Here is an 18,280-nt window from a genome sequence, read left to right as displayed (position 1 = left end):
ACCAGCTCCTGCTGGTGGACCACAGTGGGGACATGACAACGGATCTTGACGGCAAAGTGGCACTGGTGATCGGCGGGAGCCGGGGTATTGGCGCGGGGGTTGCGGCGGGGGGGGGGGGGGGGGGGGGGGGGGGGGGGGGGGGGGGGCCCCGCCGCTGCCTCAGCTCGGGTGGTGGGTCAGGCCGAGGGCGTGCGCCGCGGCCTGGGTGTTTGCGGCGGCGGCACCGAAGGTTGTCAGGTACGCCTGCACGCCGGCCGGGCGCCACGAGGACGGCCAGCCCATCTCCACCACTGCAACAGTATGGCGGGTCGCCAGCGATTCGATCAGGTTGCGGATATCCGGGTCGCGATGCAGGCGCCGGCCGGCGAGCACGATGGGCCTCGATCCGGCCTGGGTGATCAGGTCTTCTGCCGAGCTGGTTGCGGCCGCGATCGTGATGGCGCCGGGGAATGCGCCCCAGGGTGTTGAGCCTTCGGCGATGGTCGAGCCCGAATGCACCCGCACCACCAGCGCACCGGCGAACCCGTCGACCGGACCCTCAACCCGCAACGCCCGCCGCGCCGCCGAAAGGCCCAGCTCAACCGCCGCCCCGGCAGCAGAGGCAGATGACGCGGGAGAAGCAGCCGCAGCCATCGGGAAGGCGAAAGCCAGCCGAGCCGCCCGATCGGCAGCCCCGGCCACCCGGTCACCGCTCAGCCGCCCATCCCGTACAGCAGCCACGATCTCGGCAACAACATCCTCCACCACCTCGGCGCTGACCCGGGCCCCCAAGCAGAGAACATCAGCCCCCGCCCCTAAAGCCAGCACCGCAGCCCGCCCAACACTCCCCGCCGCCGAAACAGCTCCGCGCATCTCCAAGGCGTCCGTAACGATCGCGCCGTTGAAGCCGTACTCCTCCCGTAGCAACCCCTGCAGCACCTGTCCGCTGAACGTCGCCGGCAGGGAGCCCGTCAGCCCCGGAATTCTGATGTGGGCGGTCATGATGGCGGCCGTACCGGCGGCTATGGCTGCGGCGAAGGGGGGCAGGTCGCGGGCTCGTAACAAGTCCCGGGACGCCTCGACGGTCGGCAGGGCCAGGTGGGAATCCGTGACCGTTGCGCCGTGGCCGGGGAAGTGTTTGGCGCAGGCTGCTACGCCTGCCGACTGCAGGCCGGTTACTGCCGCTGCGGCGTGGCGGGATACCAGCGCCGGGGAGGCACCGAAGGCGCGCGTGCCGATGATGGGGTTCTCGGCGGTGGTGTTGACATCGACTACCGGGGCGAAGGTGAGGTTGATCCCTGCCCTTCTCAACTGGGCGCCGATTGCCCTGTGCACCGAATGGGTGAGATCCGGGTCGTCCACCGCGCCCAGGGCCGCGTTTCCGGGGAAGGGGCTGCCCAGCCGGGACACGTCGCCGCCTTCTTCGTCGGTGGCCAGGAGCAGCTGTGAACGTACCGTGTGCAGGGTCTTGATCAGGTCTTGATCTGCCAGGTTGGACCGGAACAGGGTGATCCCGGCAAGGCCCTCGGTGAGCAGGGCGACCACCCAGGGCGGCACGGTGGGGCCGGGGAAGGCAGCAAGCAATGTCCCCAACGCGAGCCGGCGCAGCGCCGGGTCGATCGTCATGGCATGGTTCCTCGGTTACGCTGCGGGCGACTTGCTCAAAGCCTAAAGGGGGACGTTGTCATGGCCGCCACCCGCTTGCCGGGCACCCCCCGGCTCTTGCGCGCGCTGAACGATCGCGCGGCGCTGGAGCTTCTGCTGACCAAGGGGCCTTTGACGCGCGCCCAGCTCGGCGAGATGACCGGGTTGAGCAAGGTGACCGCCTCGCAGTTGGTCGAGCGACTCGAGGAGCGCGGCCTGGTGCGGCGGGTGGGGGAGCAGGCCGGCGGTCGAGGCCCGAACGCCCAGCTCTACGCGGTGACGCCGGGCAGTGCCTACGTGATCGGGGTGGAAGTGCTGCCGGATCGGGTGGTGGCCGCCTGCGCGGACATCACCGGCGAGATCGTGGGGCGCAGTGAGCAGTCCACCCAGGACAAAGATGATCCGGTACGAGCAGTGCACAACGCCGTGCTCGAAGCGGCCACCGCGGCGGGCACCGACCTGGATTCGGTGCGCCGGGTCGTGCTGGGCACCCCGGGTCTGGTCGATCCGAACACCAGCGAGGTCTCGTTCGCGTTCGACCTGCCCAAGTGGCACCGCGGTCTGCTGGCCGACCTGCGCAACGATCTGAGCGTGCCGGTGGTCTTCGGCAACGACGTGAACCTGGTGGCCGTGGCCGAGCAGCACGCCGGCGCCGGCAAGAACGTCAACGACTTCGCGCTGGTCTGGGTGGACCGTGGTGTCGGCCTGGCCAGCGTCATCGACGGGCGGCTGCATCAGGGCAGCACGGGCGCCGCGGGGGAGATCGGCTACCTGCCGGTGTCGGGCGCCGAGGTGCCGCACAACGTCTCCGAACGCGGGGTGCAGGGCGCGTTCCAGCGGCTCGTCTCCTCCGACGCGCCCAAGGAGATCGGCAAGCAGCACGGCTTCACCGGCGCCGAGTCCGCCGATGTGGTGCGCGCCGCCGTGGCCGCGGGTGCCGCGGGGGAGCCGGTGCTGGACGAGCTGGCCCGGCGGCTCGCGCTGGGTGTGGCAGCGACCTGCATCGTGCTCGACCCGCCGCTGGTGGTGCTGGCCGGGGCGATCAGCCAGGCCGGTGGCACCGCGCTGGCCGCCCGGGTGGAGGCCGAGGTCGCCGCGATCGCCCTGGTCGCGCCCAAGGTTGTGGTGTCCGAGGTGGCCGCTGAGCCGATCCTCAACGGCGCGTTGCTGGCCGCCTTGGACGCGGTCCGGGACGAGGTGTTCGGGTCCACCACGGCGTGAGCCTCGGCACGCCGTCCGGCGCCGGCGCTGCTGCGTGGTTGGATGGACGCGTGCTCGACGCAGCGACCCCCACACCACCCGACGAAGACACCGTCATCTCCTTCGACCGGGTGAGCGTCATCCGCGGCGGCAACCATCTGCTGCGGAGCCTCACCTGGCAGGTCGAGCTGGACGAGCGGTGGGTGATCCTGGGCCCGAACGGGGCCGGCAAGACCACGTTGCTCAATCTGGCTTCGGCCCGGCTGCATCCGTCGCGCGGGGTGGCCTGGGTGCTGGGTGAGCGCTTGGGTCGTACCGATGTCAACGAACTGCGCACCCGGGTCGGCATCACGACCGGGCAGCTGGCCGAGCGGGTGCCGCCCACCGAGCGCGTTCTCGACGTCGTGGTCACCGCCGCCTGGTCGGTAATGGGCCGCTGGCGCGAGAGCTACGACCCGCAGGACGAGGCCCGGGCCCGTGCGCTGCTGCACCAGTTGGGCATGGGCACGCTGGTCGACCGCGAGTTCGGCACGCTGTCCGAGGGCGAGAAGAAGCGCACCCAGATCGCCCGGGCGCTGATGACCGACCCGGAGCTGATGCTGCTCGACGAGCCCACCGCCGGGCTCGACCTGGGCGGGCGCGAGGACCTGCTGGCCCGGCTCACCGAGCTGGCCGAGGATCCGGATGCGCCGGCCATGGTGCTGGTCACCCATCACGTCGAGGAGATCCCGCCGGGCTTCACCCACGCGCTGCTGCTGCGCGAGGGCACGGTCGTGGCAGCCGGGTTGCTCGGCGAGACGCTGACCGCGGAGAACCTGTCCAAGACGTTCGGCCTGCCGCTGGTGGTGGACCGCAACGGTGACCGCTACACCGCCCGGGCCGCCTGATGAACGCCTCCCTGCCGCGCATCGTGGTCGCGGGCAGCGCCAACATGGACCTGGTCGGCCTGGCCGAGCGGCTGCCGCGCCCGGGTGAGACCGTGCTGGGCGACGACTTCATGATGACGCCGGGCGGTAAGGGCGCCAACCAGGCGATCGCGGCGGCCCGAGCGGGTGGGGCTTGCTCATTTCTCGGCGCGATCGGCTCGGATGCGTTCGGCGTGACCATCAAGGCCCGGCTCAACGCCTCGGGCGTGGACACCGCGAACGTGCGGACCAGCTATGGCCCGTCCGGCGTGGCGGTCATCATGGTCGACCGTGCGGGCGAGAACACCATCATGGTGAGCCCGGGCGCGAACAACACGTTTGCCGGGCTCAGCGCGGCCGAGGAAGCCGTCATTGCCGTCGGTGACGTGTTGCTCTGCCAGCAGGAAATCCCGGTCGACACGGTGATCGCGGCCAACCGGGCGGCCCGCGAGGGCGGCACCCGCACGATCCTCAACGCGGCGCCGGCCCGCGAACTGCCGCCGGAGCTGCTGGCCGTGGTCGACCTGCTGGTGGTCAACGAGGGCGAAGCGACTGCCATCACCGGCACGGAAGAGCCTGATCTGGACGCTCTGCTCGAATTGGTCCCGCGGGTGGTGCTCACCCTGGGCGGCAAGGGTTCCCGGTACGCCGACCGCGACGGCGCTCGCGAGCAGATCCCGGCCTACCAGGTCGCCGCGGTGGACACGACCGCCGCCGGTGACGCGTTCACCGGGGCCCTGGCAGTGGCCTGGGGCGAGGGCCGCGACTTGAGCGAAGCCATCCGCTGGGCCAACGCCGCCGGAGCCGCCTGCGTCCGCAAGGTCGGCGCCTCCAACTCCCTGCCCGCCCGAGCCGATATCGACGCCCTCTACGCCCGCGGCACGACGGCCTGATTCACCGCAGGGGTAACCGCAACCACAATCGCACTTCGCCCGTCAGTGGGGACGGTGCCCAAAATGACTACGCGCTCTTTGCCGGGGTCATTCTTGGTGCACTCGACACCGACTGCTGGTGGGGCGAAGCGCCAGCCGAGCGGAGCGAGGCCAGGAAACTCAGTACTTCGCTGCGCAGGACCTCGGCCAGCGCGCTCAGCCCGGCTGTGCCTGACTCGTGGCCGCCGTCGACCGCTGCGGCGATGCCGTTCACCAGGTTGCCCATCTCGCGGATGCTGCCGGTCACCGAGTCGAGCACCTTCACCGCGTCGGCGGCCGCCTGCTGGACCGTGGCCACCTGACCCATGATCTCCTCGCTGGAGGCGCTGGTCTCGTTGGCCAGGTTCTTCACCTCACCTGCGACCACGCTGAAGCCGCGCCCCGCCTCTCCGGCCCGCGCGGCCTCGATCGTGGCGTTCAGGGCCAGCAGCCGGGTCTGCGAGGCCACCTGGTTGATCAGGTCGACCGCGTGCCGGATCTGTTCCGAGGCGGTACGCAGCCCGGTCACGGTTTCCAGCCCCCGGCCCGCGTCGGCCACCGCTTCCCGGGCGAAATCGGCCAGCCCGTTCGCCGACGCTCCCATCTCGGTGGCCGCGGTTGCCACCTGTTCCGAAACGGTCAGCACCGCCGATTCCAGCTCATCGGCGAGCGCCACCCGCGACCGGGTCGCCTCGGCCATGCCGTCGGCCGACGCGCTCATCTGATCCTCGGACTGGGCGATCTGCAGGGCCGCCGTACGAAAAGCGCCCTGCATTCCCTGGGTCAGAAAACGCCGGTGGTAGCGCCCCTCGGCGGCAGCCCCCAGCGCAGCGGCCGATTCGCGGATGAACGAGTCGGTGATGTCGAGCAGGCTGTTCAGGGCAGTGCGGGTGGCCTGTTCCGGCGCTGAGTCGCCGATGTCGGGCAGGCGCGCCTCGAAGTCACCGGCCGCCGCCCGTGCGCAGACATCGGCGATCAGGCGCAGCGTGGCGTCGGAGTTCATGCGGCGGTCCCGTTCGTCAGGCCCCAGACGAATTCGTCGTACGTCTGACCGCGCTCGGCTAGCATCGTGTTCAGCATCGCCCACGAGGCCTCCAGAGCCGGCGCGGAACCGGGGTGCTTGCGTTCCTCGGCGCGCAGGGTGCGGTAGACCTGCCCGGCCGCATCGACGGCGGACCGTTGCGGGCGGCGCCGGCTCGAGTGGTAGCCGACCAGTTGCCCGTGGCGGTCGAGGGACGGCGTGACATGCGCCAGCACCCAGTAGTGCGCGCCGTCGCGGGCGAGGTTGAGGACGTACGCGAAAATCTCCTGCCTGGCCTGCAGGGTGTCCCACAGCAATTTGAAGACGGCGCGCGGCATGTCGGGATGGCGGATCAGGTTGTGCGGCTGACCGATCGCCTCCTGCTCGGGCAGCGCCGACACCCGCAGAAAGACATCGTTCGCGTACGTCAGCACCCCGCGCGGATCCGTCTTGGTGACGATGATCTCGTCCTCGCCGAACGTGCGCTCGACGCCGCTCGGGGCGGCTGTGGCGGCCTTCATGGGCCCATTCTCGGCAACTTACCGCCGAGTTTTGGCCTTTTCCGCGACACTGAGCCCCCACAGCACCAGCGGGACCTGCAGCGGAAGGCGGCCATACGCGATGGCCCGCTGTTTCGGCGGTGCTTTGCGCCAATCCACGGCCATCTTGATGTTGGCCGGGAACACCGCCGCGAACAGCCCGGCCGCGGCCAGCCCACCGAGCCGCCGGGTGCGCGGGACGGCGACCGCGGCGGCAACGGCCAGTTCGGCGACCCCGCTGGCATAGGTCCAGGTCCGCGCCCGGCCGGGCAGCGAGCGCGGCACGATCCGGTCGAACGGGCGCGGCTTGGCGAAGTGCAGGACGCCGGTGGTGGTCAAGGTGGCGGCGAGCAGCAGGCTGGACTTGCTCAAGCGGTTCCTCCCCGGGGTACGACATCATTGTCGAGGGCTCGTTGCAGCGCCCGGTAGATGCGTCCGAAGCGTTGCCGGTCATCGGTGCGCAGCAGGACCACCTCGGTGCCGCGGACCAGCGCGTGGATCTCCAGGTTGTGGCTGCCGCGGTCGTACGAGCGGTCCACCACCTCGAGCAGCACGTCGGCCAGCGGCACCGCGGCCAGCCCGATCAGGATGCCCCCGCCGGCCAGCGCGACGGTCATCGTGGTGGAGGCGTCGATCAGCAGCGCCACCACAATGCCGAGGGCCCCGATCACCAGCGGTGCGATCATGGCGACGGCCAGCGCTCCGCGCCCGGCGAGCTTCGACCACTGCCGTGGACCGCGCGAGTGCCAGACGCGCGCAAGGTCGTGCAGCCGGTAGTCGCGCCCGCCCATCCGCACGCCACTGGAGGTGACCAGCACGTCCGCGTCGCGGTAGTAGGTGACCATGACGCCTCCCTCCCTCGCGATGCTATTACCCGGCCGCCGTCCGGCTTACCCTGTCCTTCGACACGGCGGATCGATCTGGGGAGGCGCTCGGTGGGCGAGTTCGTGGAGCTGGAGACCAAGGACGGAATCGGGACTGTGCAGCTGCGCCGGCCGCCGATGAACGCGCTGAACACCCAGGTCCAGGAGGAGCTGCGGGAAGCGGCGCAGGCCGCGGCCGTTTCCCCGGACGTCCGTGCCGTCGTCGTGTACGGCGGGGAGAAGGTTTTTGCCGCAGGCGCTGACATCACCGAGTTCACCACCACGACCTTTCCAGAGATGACGGTACGAGCAAGCGCACTGTCCAGCGCCTTCGATGCCGTCGCGCGCATCCCGAAACCGGTCGTCGCGGCGATCACCGGATACGCCCTGGGCGGCGGTTGCGAGCTGGCGCTGGCCTGCGACTGGCGGGTCGTGGCGGACGACGCGAAGCTCGGTCAGCCGGAGATCAAGCTCGGCATCATCCCCGGCGCCGGGGGCACGCAGCGGCTGGCCCGGCTCGTCGGCCCGGCCCGCGCCAAGGACCTGGTCTTCTCCGGGCGCATGGTGGACGCCGGGGAGGCGCTGCGGATCGGGCTCGCGGACCGGGTCGCCCCGGCGGCGGACGTGTACGCGACGGCGGTTGAGCTCGTGCGGCCGTACCTGAATGGTCCGGCGCTGGCTCTGCGCGCGGCCAAGCAGGCCATCGACGGGGGATTGAGCCTGGATCTCGCCTCCGGGCTGGAGCTGGAGAGCCACTTGTTCGCTGGGCTGTTCGCCACCGAGGATCGCACCGAGGGGACGACCGCGTTCGTGGAGAAGCGCAAACCGACGTTCCGCGGGCGATGAGGGATCACGCGTTCATCGATCTGTTGCCATGAAGCGCCTCTCTGTGACGATGCCTGGGGTGGGCGCGGCATCGGTACGGCGCCTGGTGATGCTCGGGACGGTCGACGGGGTGGAGGTGCGCTGCCGGCGCGATGGCGACGGCCGGCTGCGCTGGCGCGCCATCGTGATGCAGCGCTGATCAACTCGTAGGCGCCACCGCCTACACTGACCCGCATGTCCATCGACCAGGGTCGGCACGCGCTCGGCGTCGACTTCGGCACCTCGAACACGGTCGCGGTGGCACGCTGGCCCGACGGCCGCGCGCGCCCGATTCTCGTCGACGGTTCGCCGTTGCTGCCCTCGGCCGTCTACGCCGAACCCGGCGGCGCCCTGCTCGTCGGCCGCGACGCCGTGCACAGCGCCCGGCGTGATCCCGCCCGCTACGAGCCGAACCCGAAACGCCGCATCGACGACGACCTGGTGCTGCTCGGCGAGCGCGAGGTCCCGATCGTCGACCTCATCGCCGCCGTGCTGGTCCGAGTGGTCGAGGAATGGCACCGCGCGGTCGGCCCGGTACGCCCCGAAGTCACCCTCACCTGCCCTGCCACCTGGGGCGCCACCCGCCGCGGCCTGCTCGCCGAGGCGGCCGGCCGGGCCGGGCTGGAACGCACCCGCCTGGTCGCCGAGCCGGTCGCCGCGGCCACCTACTTCGCCGAGGTGCTCGGCCGCGAGGTGCCGATCGGCTCGGTCGTGGTGGTCCACGACTTCGGTGCCGGCACGTTCGACGCCAGCGTGGTCGCCCGTACGGCAGACGGCTTTGAGGTCCTCGCCGTCGACGGCCGCGACGACCTCGGGGGCCTGGACATCGACGCCGCGATCGTCGAGCACCTCGGCAAGATCTGCGCCGAACGCGACCCGCAGGCCTGGAAGCGGCTGAGCGAGCCGGAAACCTTGGAGGACCGCCGCGCCCAGCGCCAGCTCTGGGACGACGCCCGGATCGCCAAGGAACGGCTGTCGCGCAGCCAGTCCGCCGACGTGATGATCCCGCTGCTCGACGTCGAGATGCACGTCACCCGCGAGGAACTCGAGCAGCTCGCCCGTCCGATCCTCGACCAGACCGTGCAGGTGACCAGCGAGCTGCTGCGCTGGGCCGACCTGGCCCGCGGCCGGCTTGCGGGCGTGTTCCTGGTCGGCGGGGCCAGCCGGATCCCGCTGGTGGCGACGCTGCTGCATCGCGCGCTGGGCGAGGCGCCGGTGGTGATCGAACAACCCGAGCTGGTGGTCGCCGAGGGCAGCATCCTGGCCGACGCGGCGCTGCTGGCTACCGAGCCGGCATCCCCCGGCCCGACTTCCGAGCTGCGGCTGGTCTCTCGTGACGCCCCACCGGAGCGCCCGGCGCCGGTATCGGTGGATGACATGGAAACGGTCCCGCGCGGCCGTCGCGATCTGACCGGCGGCTTCCCGCCCGCTGTCGACCCGTGGCCGGACGCCCAGCACGTCTGGGTGCCCGACCCGGAAGCCACGGTGGCCGCCCCGATCTCGCCTTTGCGCCCGGCTTCCGGCTCGCCGTGGCCCGGTTCCGGCCAGCCTGACGCGACTCGCTTGGACCCGGAAGCCGATCGTTCGGGCGCTGCCGCCTCGGGGAAGGGCGTCGTTTCAGGAAGGGGCAGGGCTTCGGGGAAGGGCGCAGCCTCGGCTTCGGGGAAGGCGGCATCGCCGACCGCTGGTCGCTCAGTGCAGGATGCATCCCGGCCAGCAGCCGCTTACCCGGGCGACGGCTACCAAGGCGCAGCCCGCCCAGGCAGCCAAGCCCCGAACCGCCAAGGCGCCCCATCCCGCCCGAAGCGCCGCACCGGCCGAGCCCTGCGGACCTTCCAGATCCTGCTCAGCATCGTCATCCTCGTCGGCGTCCCGGTCGGGGCGTTGCTGGTCGCGTACGCCTACACCGCTCAAGTCCCCTTCAATGCGAGCCTGAGCTATCTGATCGAGGATCTTCGCCGCTTGTTGTCGTAGGGCGCCGGTAGCGTGGCGGGCATGGCGGCTGAGATCGATGGTCATGGTGGCGATGTCGCGGTGGGGGCGCTGCGGGCGTACGGGATCAATGAGCTTTTTACGCTGTCCGGTGGGCATGTTTTTCCGATCTATGACGCCGCGCATCGCTCTGGTTTCCCGATCTTCGACGTGCGGCATGAGCAGTCGGCGGTGTTCGCGGCCGAGGCCATAGCCAAGCTGCAGCGACGGCCGGGGCTGGCCGTGCTCACCGCCGGGCCCGGGGTGACGAACGGCATCTCGGGGCTGACCAGCGCCTACTTCAACGCCTCGCCGGTGCTCGTGCTCGGGGGCCGGGCGCCGGCGTTCCGCTGGGGATCGGGCAGCCTGCAAGAGCTCGACCACGTCCCGCTGGTCCGGCCGGTCACCAAGTACGCGGCCACAGTGGCGAGCACGGGAGCCATTGCCACCGAGATTGGCATCGCGTTGACGGCGGCTTCGACCGCGCACCGGGGGCCGGCGTTTCTCGATCTGCCGCTTGAGGTGCTGTTCTCGAGCGAGACGGTGACCGTGCCCGAGGCTGCCGGGATCCCCGTCGTGCCGGCCGATCCCGACGAGGTGCGGCGCGCGGCCACCCTGCTGGCCGGGGCCGAACGGCCGGTGATCATCGCAGGATCGGACGTGTGGGCCGGGGATGCGATCGAGGCGCTGCGGGCCGCCGCCGAGGCGCTGGACGTTCCGGTGTTCACCAACGGCATGGGGCGTGGGGCGCTACCGCCGGGGCATCCGCTGGCGTTCGCCAAGGCGCGGCGGGTGGCTTTGCGGGAGGCCGACGTGGTTGCCGTGATCGGCACGCCGCTGGATTTCCGGCTCAACTTCGGCGAGTTCGAGCCCGCCCAGGTCGTCCACATCGTCGATGCGCCCAGCCAGCGGGCCACCCACGTCCAGCCCGCAGTCTCCCCGGCGGGCGACCTGCGGACCACGCTCACCGCCCTGGCCGATCATGGGGCTGTGCATCCGGACTGGGTCGCGCAACTGCGCGCGGCCGAGGACGTCGGCAAGGCCCGGGACGCGCAGGCCATGGCCGCGGAGACAGATCCCATCAAACCCGCCCGGGTGTACGGCGAACTGCGCAAAATCCTGGCCCCCGACGCCGTAACGATCGGCGATGGGGGCGACTTCGTCTCGTACGCCGGCCGCTATCTCGAACCGGCCAGGCCGGGCACCTGGCTGGACCCGGGACCATACGGCTGCCTGGGCACCGGGATGGGTTACGCGATGGGCGCCCGGGTGACGTACCCGGATCGCCAGATCTGCGTGTTGATGGGCGACGGCGCTGCTGGGTTCTCGCTGATGGACGCCGAGTCGCTGGTCCGGCAGGGGCTGCCCGTGGTGATCGTGGTCGGCAACAACGGCATCTGGGGGCTGGAGAAGCATCCGATGCGGGCCATGTACGGCTACGACGTGGCGGCCGACCTGCAGCTCGGTCTGCGCTATGACGACGTGGTGCGGGCGCTCGGCGGAGCCGGCGAGACAGTGGAGACGGCTGCCGAGGTGGGGCCGGCGTTGGCACGGGCATTTGGCGCCGGGGTGCCGTACCTGGTCAATGTGCTGACCGACCCGGCCGACGCCTATCCGCGCTCGTCGAACCTGGCGTGAGTGCCGTCAGGCGTCGTCGTTCTTCTCCAAGTCGCGTTCCCACTGCGCCAGCAGCTCGCGGTCGCGCCGGGACTGCTCGGAGTCCACCGAGCGCAGGAAGTCCGGGTCGTCGTCCGGGGAGGACGGGCGCGCGGACGACCGCCGCACCGCCTCGCGCGGCACTGGCGCCGGGCGGCCCCACAGCGCGTAGGCCAGCGGGCCCAGCAGCGGGATGAACAGAACCACCAGAACCCAGAGGGCGCGCGGCATGGTGCGTACCCGATCGGCCGACAACGCGCTGATGAGCGCCAGCACCAGGAGTACGAGCTGTACTGCCGCCAGGAAGACGAACACGCGGACCATGCAAGCAATGATGCCGCGCCGACCGGCCAACGGCGACGGTCAGAGGCTGACAAGCACAATCCCGACCATCGCGAGGGCCGCGGTGATCAGTGCATAAGCGCTCACTGTGCGGTCACCGGGGCGCGGTGGCCAAGCGTTGAGCCCACGCGCGCGGCGGTAGGCCAGGGCCACCAGCAGCGCCCAGCCGGCCAGCGCGACCGCCGCTGTGAGAAAAGCGGCGAGCCGGGCATCCGGGGCAAACGCCGGGCGCAGCATGAGCAGCGCAACCGCGGCGGCCGACAGACCCGTGCGGCGCCAAGCCAGGCGGGTGCGTTCGGCCGAGGCGCCGGGGTCGCGCGGTGTGGTCACGAGGCGAGGGCCTTGATCAGCACCGCGAGCACGAGCAGGATCGCGCCGGCCGCGACGATGAGGGCGAGCACAGCCGGGAAACGCGAGCGCGGCAAGTCGGTGCCCAAGCGCATGGCTTTTTCGGTACGAGCCCAGTGGTCCACCGCGCGCAGGGCGACCACGCCACCGAGCAGCAGCAGGGCCACCGCGATGATCTCGCGCAGGTGGGCGATGGGCAGCGGCGGCAGGAACTGGGCGCAGGCCAGCCCGCCGGCCAGCAGGGCCAGTGCCGTACGGATCCAGGCCAGGAAGGTGCGCTCGTTGGCCAGCGAGAAGCGATAGTCGGGCTTCTCGCCGGCCATCGGCGTCTTCTGCGGGTTGAACCACTGGTCGAGCACGAGTCGATTATTGACCGTGGAGGTCAACAATGGGCGGCTGCGGTGTGCCTCCGCGGCTGCGACGCAGTATGGAAGGGTGAGGTGTGTCACCCAGGTAGCGGCTGACCGGGCAAGCTACTCGTGGGTAACATCTGGCAGAGGCCATCTCCAGGAGGGTTGTCGAAGCGCGATGAACATCGTCGTACTGGTCAAGCAGGTACCCGACTCCGGTGCCGAGCGCACCCTGAACGCTTCGGACAATACGGTCGAGCGCGGGTCAGCGAGCAACGTCATCAACGAGATGGACGAATACGCCATCGAGGAAGCGCTGAAGCTCAAGGAAGCGCACGGCGGCGAGGTCACCGTCCTCACGATGGGCCCGGCCGAAGCCGTCGAATCGGTCCGCAAGGCGCTGCAGATGGGCCCGGACAAGGCCGTGCACATCCAGGACGACGCGCTGCACGGCTCGTGCGCGGTCGCCACTTCCAAGGTCCTCGCGAGCGCGCTGAGCACGCTCAACGCCGACCTGATCCTCTGCGGCGCCGAGTCCACCGACGGCCGCGTGCAGGTCATGCCGCACATGATCGCCGAGCGGCTGGGCATCGCCGCGCTGACCGGCGCGCGCAAGCTCACCGTGGACGGCTCCCAGTTGACCGCCGAGCGGCAGACCGATGAGGGCTACGAGATCGTCACCGCCGCCACCCCCGCCGTGGTGAGCGTCTGGGACACCATCAACGAGCCCCGCTACCCCTCGTTCAAGGGCATCATGGCGGCCAAGAAGAAGCAGGTGCAGGGCCTGTCGCTGGCCGACCTCGGCATCTCCGCCGACGAGCGCGGGGCGGCCGGGGCCACCAGCGCCGTGCTCGAGTTCACCAGGCGCCCGCCGCGCAGCGCCGGCACCAAGATCACCGATGAGGGCGAGGGCGGCGTCAAGCTCGTCGAGTACCTCGCCACCGAGAAGTTCGTCTGAGAGGGGCCGGACATGGCTGAGGTTCTGGTTGTCGTCGAGTCCGGCGTCAAGAAGGTCACGCTCGAGATGCTGACCATCGCTCGCGGGCTCGGCTCGGTGTCGGCCGTGGTGTTCGGCGACGCGGACACCGCCAAGCTCGCCGAGTACGGCGCGGAGAAGATCTACGCCGCCACCGGCTCGGACGTCGAGGACTACCTGGTGGCGCCCAAGGCCACCGCGGTGGCCGAGCTGGTCCAGCGGGTCCAGCCCGCCGCGGTCCTGCTCGCCGCCACCCAGGAGGGCAAGGAGATCGCCGGCCGGCTCGCCGTCAAGCTGGACAACGGCCTGCTCACCGACGCGGTCGAGGTGGCCGCGGACGGCACCGCCACGCAGGTCGTCTTTGCCGGCTCGGGGATCGTCAAGTCCAAGGTCACCAAGGGCCTGCCGATCGTCACCATCCGCCCCAACTCGGTCACCCCGGCCGCGGCTCCGGCCACCCCGGCGACCGAGGAGCTGACGGTCACCGCGACCGAAGCGGACAAGCTGACCAAGGTCGTCGAGCGGGTGACCGAGCAGAAGGGTTCGCGCCCGGAGCTGTCCGAGGCCTCGATCGTCGTCTCCGGCGGCCGCGGCGTGGGCAACGCCGACAACTTCAAGCTGGTCGAGGAGGTGGCCGACCTGCTCGGCGGTGCCGTGGGTGCATCCCGCGCCGCTGTCGACTCCGGTTACTACCCGCACCAGTTCCAGGTGGGCCAGACCGGCAAGACCGTCTCGCCGCAGCTGTACGTGGCGCTGGGCATTTCCGGCGCCATCCAGCACCGCGCCGGCATGCAGACCTCGAAGACGATCGTCGCGGTCAACAAGGACCCCGAGGCCCCGATCTTCGACCTCGCGGACTACGGCGTGGTCGGCGACCTGTTCAAGGTCGTCCCCCAGGTCGCCGAGGAGATCCGTAAGCGTAAGTGACGTTGAACACCAGCAAAGCGGCTCAGCACCAGCGTGCTGGGCCGTTTCGCGTTCCCGGCCCTCGGACGGGGAGCGAGTACTTGAGGCATCAAGGCATAAGCTTGGCGACGATGGCCTACCTGGATCACGCGGCGACCACGCCGATGCTTCCCGAGTCGCTCGACGCCTACGTCACCGCGGCCCGGGACATCGGCAATCCGTCGTCTCTGCACGCTGCCGGCCGCTCTGCCCGCCGGCAGGTCGAGGAGTCCCGCGAGCGCATTGCCGCGGTGCTCGGCGCCCGGCCCTCCGAGGTGATCTTCACCAGCGGCGGAACCGAGAGCGACAACCTGGCGACCAAGGGCATTTTCTTCGCCAGGCGCGACGCCGACCCCCGGCGTAACCGGCTGGTGGCCTCGGCGGTCGAGCACCACGCGGTGCTCGACTCCGTCGACTGGCTGGCCGCCCGCGAGTCGGCGATCGCTGACTGGCTGCCGGTCGACTCGTCCTGCCGGGTCAACCCCGGCGACCTCGCCGCCCTGATCGACGAGCACGGCGCCGAGATCGCCGTGATCAGCGTGCAGTGGGCCAACAACGAGGTCGGCGCGGTGCAGCCGATCGCCGAGCTGGCCGGGCTGGCCGCCGCCGCCGGCATCCCGTTCCACACCGACGCAGTGCAGGCCGTGGGCCAGATTCCGGTCGACTTCGCGGCCAGCGGTGCAGCCGCGCTCACGCTCACCGGTCACAAGCTGGGCGGCCCGGTCGGGGTCGGCGCGCTGCTGCTGGGCCGCGATGTGCAGGCCACGCCGCTGCTGCACGGCGGTGGCCAGGAACGCGACGTGCGCTCCGGCACCCTGGACACCCCCGGCGTGGTGGCCTTTGCGGTGGCGGTCGAGGCCGCGGTCAAGGCCCAGCACGAGTACGCGGCCCGTGTCTCGGCGCTGCGCAACGACCTCGTGCAGCGGATCTGCGCGGCCATCCCGGATGCCATCTACAACGGCGACCCGGTGCACCGGCTGCCCGGCAACGCGCATTTCTCGTTCCCGGGCTGCGAGGGCGACGCGTTGCTGCTGCTGCTCGACGCCAACGGCATCGCCTGCTCCACCGGCTCGGCCTGCTCGGCGGGCGTCGCCCAGCCCTCGCACGTGCTGATGGCGATGGGAGCCGACCACGACCGGGCGCGTTCGTCGCTGCGCTTCACCCTCGGGCACACCTCAACCGAGGCGGAAACCGACCAGCTGATGGCCGCCCTGCCCGCCGCCGTGGAGCGCGCCCGCCGCGCGACGGCCTGGAAAACACCTCGACCCTAGGGGATAGGCTTTTACGGTGCGAGTGCTTGCAGCTATGTCCGGCGGGGTCGACTCCGCCGTTGCCGCCGCGCGCGCCCGGGAGGCCGGCCACGACGTGACCGGTGTGCACCTGGCGCTGTCGCGTAACCCCCAGACCTACCGGACCGGTGCGCGGGGCTGCTGCACCCTGGAAGACTCCCGCGATGCCCGGCGCGCCGCCGACGTCATCGGCATCCCGTTCTACGTGTGGGACATGGCCGAGCAGTTCCACGAAAGCGTCGTCGACGACTTCGTGAACGAGTATGCGGCCGGCCGCACGCCGAACCCGTGCCTGCGCTGCAACGAGAAAATCAAGTTCGCGGCGGTGCTGGACCGGGCGATCGCGCTGGGCTTCGACGCGGTGGTCACCGGCCACCACGCCCGCCTCGGTGCCGACGGGCTGCTGCGGCGCAGCGTCGATCTGGCCAAGGACCAGTCGTACGTGCTGGCGGTGCTCACCCGCGAGCAGCTCGACCGGGCCGTCTTCCCGCTGGGCGACTCCACCAAGGCCCAGGTGCGCGAGGAGGCCGCCGAGCGTGGGCTGGCCGTGGCCGACAAGCCCGACTCCAACGACATCTGCTTCATCGCCGACGGCGACACCAAGGGCTTCCTGGCCGACCGGCTCGGCTCGGCACCCGGCGACATCGTCGACGGGCGCACCGGCGCGGTGCTCGGGCAGCACGACGGTGCCTACGCCTACACGATCGGCCAGCGCAAGGGCCTCGACCTGCGGGTGCCCGCCCCCGACGGCCGCCCCCGCTACGTGCTGTCGATCACGCCGAAGACCAACACCGTCACCGTCGGCCCGCGCGAGGACCTGGCCGTGGACACGGTCACCGCGACCCGGCCGATCTGGCACAGCGAAACGACGCCGGTCGAGTGCGAGGTGCAGCTACGCGCGCACGGCGAAGTCGTCCCGGCGACGGTGGCTGTGGAGGGTGGCGAGTTCACCGCGCGGCTGGGCTCACCCGCGCGCGGGGTGGCCGCCGGGCAGGCGATTGTCGCCTACCGGCCCGACCCGGCCGGCGACATCGTGCTGGGGTCGGCCACGATCACCGCCGGGGTGGCCGCCGAGCCGGTGCCGAGCCACAGTGCCTGACTTCCCCTGGCCTGCCGGGGCGGCGACCGGGATCGGATCGCTGCCCGGCACCGACATCGCCGAGGCTCAGCGGCTGGTGCTCGGCGAGCTGCCCGACCTGCCGCACCTGCCCGAGCTGCCCGCCCGCGGGCCCGGCGCCGACCTGATCGGGCGCACCGCCGGGTTCCTGGTCGAGCTGCCGGTCCAGTTGTACGCGGGTCGCTGGCAGATCGCGCCGCGCCCCGGCAAGGACCGGCGGCGCACCGATGACCTGCTCGAACGCGACCTCGACCAGCTGACCGAGCAGGCCGAGGGATATGCCGGGCTGGTCAAGGTGCAGGCCGCCGGGCCGTGGACGCTCGCGGCGAGCCTGGAGCTGCCGATCGGCGGGCGGATGCTGCGCGATGCCGGCGCGGTGCGCGACCTGACCGGCTCGCTGGCCGAGGGGCTGCGCCGGCATGTGGCCGAGGTGCAGAAGCGGCTGCCCCGGGCCCGGGTGCTGGTGCAGCTCGACGAGCCGTCGCTGACCGCGGTCCTCGGTGGGCGGGTGCCTACCGAAAGTGGGCTCGGGGCATACCGGGCCGTCGACAAGGCGGACGCGGCGTCGGCGTTGCGCTCGGTTGTCGAGGCGGTGGATGTGCCGGTTGTCGTGCATTGCTGCGCTGCGGACGTACCGTTGCAGGTTCTGCGGGATGCTGGGGCCGCGGCCGTGTCGCTCGACCTTTCGCTTCTCAAAGATCTTGATCCGGTCGGGGAGGCCATCGAGGCCGGTCTTGGCCTGTTCGCCGGGGCTGTGGCCACCCGTCCGGCCGTGCCGGGCAAGGCGCCGACGTCGGCCGAGGTGGCCGAGCGGGTCCGGGCGTTGTGGCAGAAGCTGAGCTTTCCGGCGGCGCAACTGAGCGAGCAGGTTGTCGTCACGCCGGCGTGTGGGCTGGCCGGGGCGTCGCCGGGCTATGTGCGGGCGGTGCTCAAGGCGTGCCGTGACGCCGGTCGCCGGCTGGTGGAATCCTGACTGACCGCATCCGGCGCCGCACGGCCCACGCGGCACGCCCGGCCCGGCGCTGAAACTCCGCCCGCGGGACCAGGATCGGCTCGCCCAGGTTCAGATAAGAATCCTTTTTCGCGTACGGATCCCAGCGGCGCGTCGGTATCAGCAGGTGATCGCGGCGGTGGCTCTTGTTCTGGCTGGTGATCTTGAGCACCAGGATGCCGTCGCTGTTGTTGCGCAAGATGACGCAGGGGCGCAGTTTCGAACCGCGTCCGCGCACATAGGGCACCTGCGCCCACCAGATGTCCCCGGGCCGCGGCACTCTTTTCCGGCGTAGCCATGAGATCACCAGCATCCCCCGACGGTAGCCGACCAGTTTTGTCGTACGGGACGACTAACGTGCCCCTTGAA

The 18,280-nt window shown here is 71.0% G+C and carries 21 protein-coding genes; 12 read left to right on the top strand and 9 right to left on the bottom strand.

Annotated features, from left to right (window positions below):
• Positions 1 to 159: 159 nt before the first annotated feature.
• Positions 160 to 1,605 (bottom strand): glycoside hydrolase family 3 protein, encoded by a 1,446-nt coding sequence (locus tag TFC3_RS26920; RefSeq protein ID WP_067505574.1) that lies wholly within the window; start codon positions 1,603 to 1,605, stop codon positions 160 to 162.
• Positions 1,606 to 1,665: 60 nt separating this feature from the next.
• On the opposite strand from TFC3_RS26920, the gene TFC3_RS26915 reads away from it, so the two are divergent.
• The 3 genes from TFC3_RS26915 to TFC3_RS26905 are packed head-to-tail and all read left to right on the top strand — an operon-like array spanning position 1,666 to position 4,621.
• Positions 1,666 to 2,844, top strand: coding sequence for an ROK family transcriptional regulator (locus tag TFC3_RS26915; protein WP_067505571.1), 1,179 nt, complete (start codon positions 1,666 to 1,668; stop codon positions 2,842 to 2,844).
• A gap of 50 nt (positions 2,845 to 2,894) precedes the next feature.
• Positions 2,895 to 3,710 (top strand): ABC transporter ATP-binding protein, encoded by an 816-nt coding sequence (locus tag TFC3_RS26910; RefSeq protein ID WP_173745353.1) that lies wholly within the window; start codon positions 2,895 to 2,897, stop codon positions 3,708 to 3,710.
• Positions 3,710 to 4,621: a ribokinase gene (locus TFC3_RS26905; protein WP_369819655.1), complete on the top strand. Its 912-nt coding sequence runs from the start codon at positions 3,710 to 3,712 to the stop codon at positions 4,619 to 4,621. Before TFC3_RS26910 ends, TFC3_RS26905 begins: the two co-directional genes overlap by 1 nt.
• A 67-nt stretch (positions 4,622 to 4,688) precedes the next feature.
• Here TFC3_RS26905 and TFC3_RS26900 read toward each other — a convergent pair whose 3' ends face one another.
• The 4 genes from TFC3_RS26900 to TFC3_RS26885 are packed head-to-tail and all read right to left on the bottom strand — an operon-like array spanning position 4,689 to position 7,044.
• Positions 4,689 to 5,642, bottom strand: a complete 954-nt coding sequence (locus tag TFC3_RS26900; RefSeq protein ID WP_082772329.1) for a methyl-accepting chemotaxis protein — start codon at positions 5,640 to 5,642, stop codon at positions 4,689 to 4,691.
• On the bottom strand, positions 5,639 to 6,181 hold the full coding sequence (locus TFC3_RS26895; protein ID WP_067505568.1) for a PAS domain-containing protein: 543 nt from the start codon (positions 6,179 to 6,181) through the stop codon (positions 5,639 to 5,641). Before TFC3_RS26895 ends, TFC3_RS26900 begins: the two co-directional genes overlap by 4 nt.
• Before the next feature lie 18 nt (positions 6,182 to 6,199).
• Positions 6,200 to 6,571 carry a MauE/DoxX family redox-associated membrane protein gene (locus tag TFC3_RS26890; protein WP_067505566.1) on the bottom strand — a complete coding sequence of 124 codons (372 nt, stop codon included), beginning with the start codon at positions 6,569 to 6,571 and terminating at the stop codon, positions 6,200 to 6,202.
• Positions 6,568 to 7,044 (bottom strand): DUF6232 family protein, encoded by a 477-nt coding sequence (locus TFC3_RS26885; RefSeq protein WP_067505563.1) that lies wholly within the window; start codon positions 7,042 to 7,044, stop codon positions 6,568 to 6,570. The genes TFC3_RS26890 and TFC3_RS26885 overlap by 4 nt, the downstream gene beginning before the upstream one ends.
• Positions 7,045 to 7,134: 90 nt before the next feature.
• On the opposite strand from TFC3_RS26885, the gene TFC3_RS26880 reads away from it, so the two are divergent.
• Genes TFC3_RS26880 through TFC3_RS26870 form a run of 4 tightly spaced genes read left to right on the top strand, consistent with a single transcriptional unit; the run spans position 7,135 to position 11,535 of the window.
• The gene (locus tag TFC3_RS26880; RefSeq protein WP_067505556.1) at positions 7,135 to 7,908 is read left to right on the top strand and encodes an enoyl-CoA hydratase/isomerase family protein; all 774 of its coding nucleotides are present in this window, start codon (positions 7,135 to 7,137) and stop codon (positions 7,906 to 7,908) included.
• A 28-nt stretch (positions 7,909 to 7,936) separates the two neighbouring features.
• Positions 7,937 to 8,086 (top strand): hypothetical protein, encoded by a 150-nt coding sequence (locus tag TFC3_RS38235; RefSeq protein WP_161952678.1) that lies wholly within the window; start codon positions 7,937 to 7,939, stop codon positions 8,084 to 8,086.
• A gap of 35 nt (positions 8,087 to 8,121) precedes the next feature.
• Positions 8,122 to 9,900, top strand: a complete 1,779-nt coding sequence (locus tag TFC3_RS26875; protein ID WP_082772328.1) for an Hsp70 family protein — start codon at positions 8,122 to 8,124, stop codon at positions 9,898 to 9,900.
• A 21-nt stretch (positions 9,901 to 9,921) separates the two neighbouring features.
• The gene (locus tag TFC3_RS26870) at positions 9,922 to 11,535 is read left to right on the top strand and encodes an acetolactate synthase (RefSeq protein ID WP_067507688.1); all 1,614 of its coding nucleotides are present in this window, start codon (positions 9,922 to 9,924) and stop codon (positions 11,533 to 11,535) included.
• 6 nt (positions 11,536 to 11,541) lie between these two features.
• On the opposite strand, the gene TFC3_RS26865 is transcribed toward TFC3_RS26870, so the two are convergent.
• The 3 genes from TFC3_RS26865 to TFC3_RS26855 are packed head-to-tail and all read right to left on the bottom strand — an operon-like array spanning position 11,542 to position 12,566.
• Positions 11,542 to 11,877 carry a PLD nuclease N-terminal domain-containing protein gene (locus tag TFC3_RS26865; protein WP_067505554.1) on the bottom strand — a complete coding sequence of 112 codons (336 nt, stop codon included), beginning with the start codon at positions 11,875 to 11,877 and terminating at the stop codon, positions 11,542 to 11,544.
• 39 nt (positions 11,878 to 11,916) lie between these two features.
• The gene (locus TFC3_RS26860; protein ID WP_067505551.1) at positions 11,917 to 12,225 is read right to left on the bottom strand and encodes a DUF202 domain-containing protein; all 309 of its coding nucleotides are present in this window, start codon (positions 12,223 to 12,225) and stop codon (positions 11,917 to 11,919) included.
• The gene (locus tag TFC3_RS26855) at positions 12,222 to 12,566 is read right to left on the bottom strand and encodes a YidH family protein (protein ID WP_067507685.1); all 345 of its coding nucleotides are present in this window, start codon (positions 12,564 to 12,566) and stop codon (positions 12,222 to 12,224) included. The genes TFC3_RS26860 and TFC3_RS26855 overlap by 4 nt, the downstream gene beginning before the upstream one ends.
• 205 nt (positions 12,567 to 12,771) lie before the next feature.
• Between TFC3_RS26855 and TFC3_RS26850 the strand changes: the two genes are divergently transcribed.
• From TFC3_RS26850 to TFC3_RS26830, 5 genes are all read left to right on the top strand, one after another.
• Entirely contained in the window at positions 12,772 to 13,551 is a 780-nt protein-coding gene (locus TFC3_RS26850; RefSeq protein ID WP_067505548.1) for an electron transfer flavoprotein subunit beta/FixA family protein, read from the top strand.
• 12 nt (positions 13,552 to 13,563) lie between these two features.
• Complete coding sequence (locus TFC3_RS26845) at positions 13,564 to 14,496, top strand: electron transfer flavoprotein subunit alpha/FixB family protein (protein WP_067505545.1); 933 nt, start codon at positions 13,564 to 13,566, stop codon at positions 14,494 to 14,496.
• Positions 14,497 to 14,606: 110 nt separating this feature from the next.
• Positions 14,607 to 15,785 (top strand): cysteine desulfurase family protein, encoded by a 1,179-nt coding sequence (locus tag TFC3_RS26840; protein ID WP_067505541.1) that lies wholly within the window; start codon positions 14,607 to 14,609, stop codon positions 15,783 to 15,785.
• A gap of 16 nt (positions 15,786 to 15,801) precedes the next feature.
• On the top strand, positions 15,802 to 16,902 hold the full coding sequence (gene mnmA / locus TFC3_RS26835) for a tRNA 2-thiouridine(34) synthase MnmA (protein WP_067505539.1): 1,101 nt from the start codon (positions 15,802 to 15,804) through the stop codon (positions 16,900 to 16,902).
• Positions 16,895 to 17,893, top strand: a complete 999-nt coding sequence (locus TFC3_RS26830; RefSeq protein WP_067505538.1) for a methionine synthase — start codon at positions 16,895 to 16,897, stop codon at positions 17,891 to 17,893. Before mnmA ends, TFC3_RS26830 begins: the two co-directional genes overlap by 8 nt.
• Here the strand turns inward: TFC3_RS26830 and TFC3_RS26825 are convergent.
• Positions 17,850 to 18,224: a type II toxin-antitoxin system PemK/MazF family toxin gene (locus TFC3_RS26825; RefSeq protein ID WP_082772326.1), complete on the bottom strand. Its 375-nt coding sequence runs from the start codon at positions 18,222 to 18,224 to the stop codon at positions 17,850 to 17,852. The two genes, TFC3_RS26830 and TFC3_RS26825, sit on opposite strands and share 44 nt — an antisense overlap.
• Between the last annotated feature and the right edge of the window lie 56 nt (positions 18,225 to 18,280).

It is taken from the genome of Actinoplanes sp. TFC3 (genome assembly GCF_001553785.1).
Taxonomy (GTDB): Bacteria; Actinomycetota; Actinomycetes; order Mycobacteriales; family Micromonosporaceae; genus Actinoplanes.
The sequence above is the reverse complement of the archived record's forward strand: the minus strand, read 5'-3'. Positions and strand labels throughout refer to the sequence as shown.

Bases quoted from the DNA above. Each gene is read 5' to 3' on its own strand.
- TFC3_RS26920 (WP_067505574.1), bottom strand. From the start codon at position 1,605: ATGACGATCGACCCGGCGCTGCGCCGGCTCGCGTTGGGGACATTGCTT.
- TFC3_RS26915 (WP_067505571.1), top strand. From the start codon at position 1,666: ATGGCCGCCACCCGCTTGCCGGGCACCCCCCGGCTCTTGCGCGCGCTG.
- TFC3_RS26905 (WP_369819655.1), top strand. From the start codon at position 3,710: ATGAACGCCTCCCTGCCGCGCATCGTGGTCGCGGGCAGCGCCAACATG.
- TFC3_RS26900 (WP_082772329.1), bottom strand. From the start codon at position 5,642: ATGAACTCCGACGCCACGCTGCGCCTGATCGCCGATGTCTGCGCACGG.
- TFC3_RS26895 (WP_067505568.1), bottom strand. From the start codon at position 6,181: ATGAAGGCCGCCACAGCCGCCCCGAGCGGCGTCGAGCGCACGTTCGGC.
- TFC3_RS26885 (WP_067505563.1), bottom strand. From the start codon at position 7,044: ATGGTCACCTACTACCGCGACGCGGACGTGCTGGTCACCTCCAGTGGC.
- TFC3_RS38235 (WP_161952678.1), top strand. From the start codon at position 7,937: ATGAAGCGCCTCTCTGTGACGATGCCTGGGGTGGGCGCGGCATCGGTA.
- TFC3_RS26875 (WP_082772328.1), top strand. From the start codon at position 8,122: ATGTCCATCGACCAGGGTCGGCACGCGCTCGGCGTCGACTTCGGCACC.
- TFC3_RS26870 (WP_067507688.1), top strand. From the start codon at position 9,922: ATGGCGGCTGAGATCGATGGTCATGGTGGCGATGTCGCGGTGGGGGCG.
- TFC3_RS26865 (WP_067505554.1), bottom strand. From the start codon at position 11,877: ATGGTCCGCGTGTTCGTCTTCCTGGCGGCAGTACAGCTCGTACTCCTG.
- TFC3_RS26855 (WP_067507685.1), bottom strand. From the start codon at position 12,566: ATGGCCGGCGAGAAGCCCGACTATCGCTTCTCGCTGGCCAACGAGCGC.
- TFC3_RS26850 (WP_067505548.1), top strand. From the start codon at position 12,772: ATGAACATCGTCGTACTGGTCAAGCAGGTACCCGACTCCGGTGCCGAG.
- TFC3_RS26845 (WP_067505545.1), top strand. From the start codon at position 13,564: ATGGCTGAGGTTCTGGTTGTCGTCGAGTCCGGCGTCAAGAAGGTCACG.
- TFC3_RS26840 (WP_067505541.1), top strand. From the start codon at position 14,607: ATGGCCTACCTGGATCACGCGGCGACCACGCCGATGCTTCCCGAGTCG.
- TFC3_RS26825 (WP_082772326.1), bottom strand. From the start codon at position 18,224: ATGCTGGTGATCTCATGGCTACGCCGGAAAAGAGTGCCGCGGCCCGGG.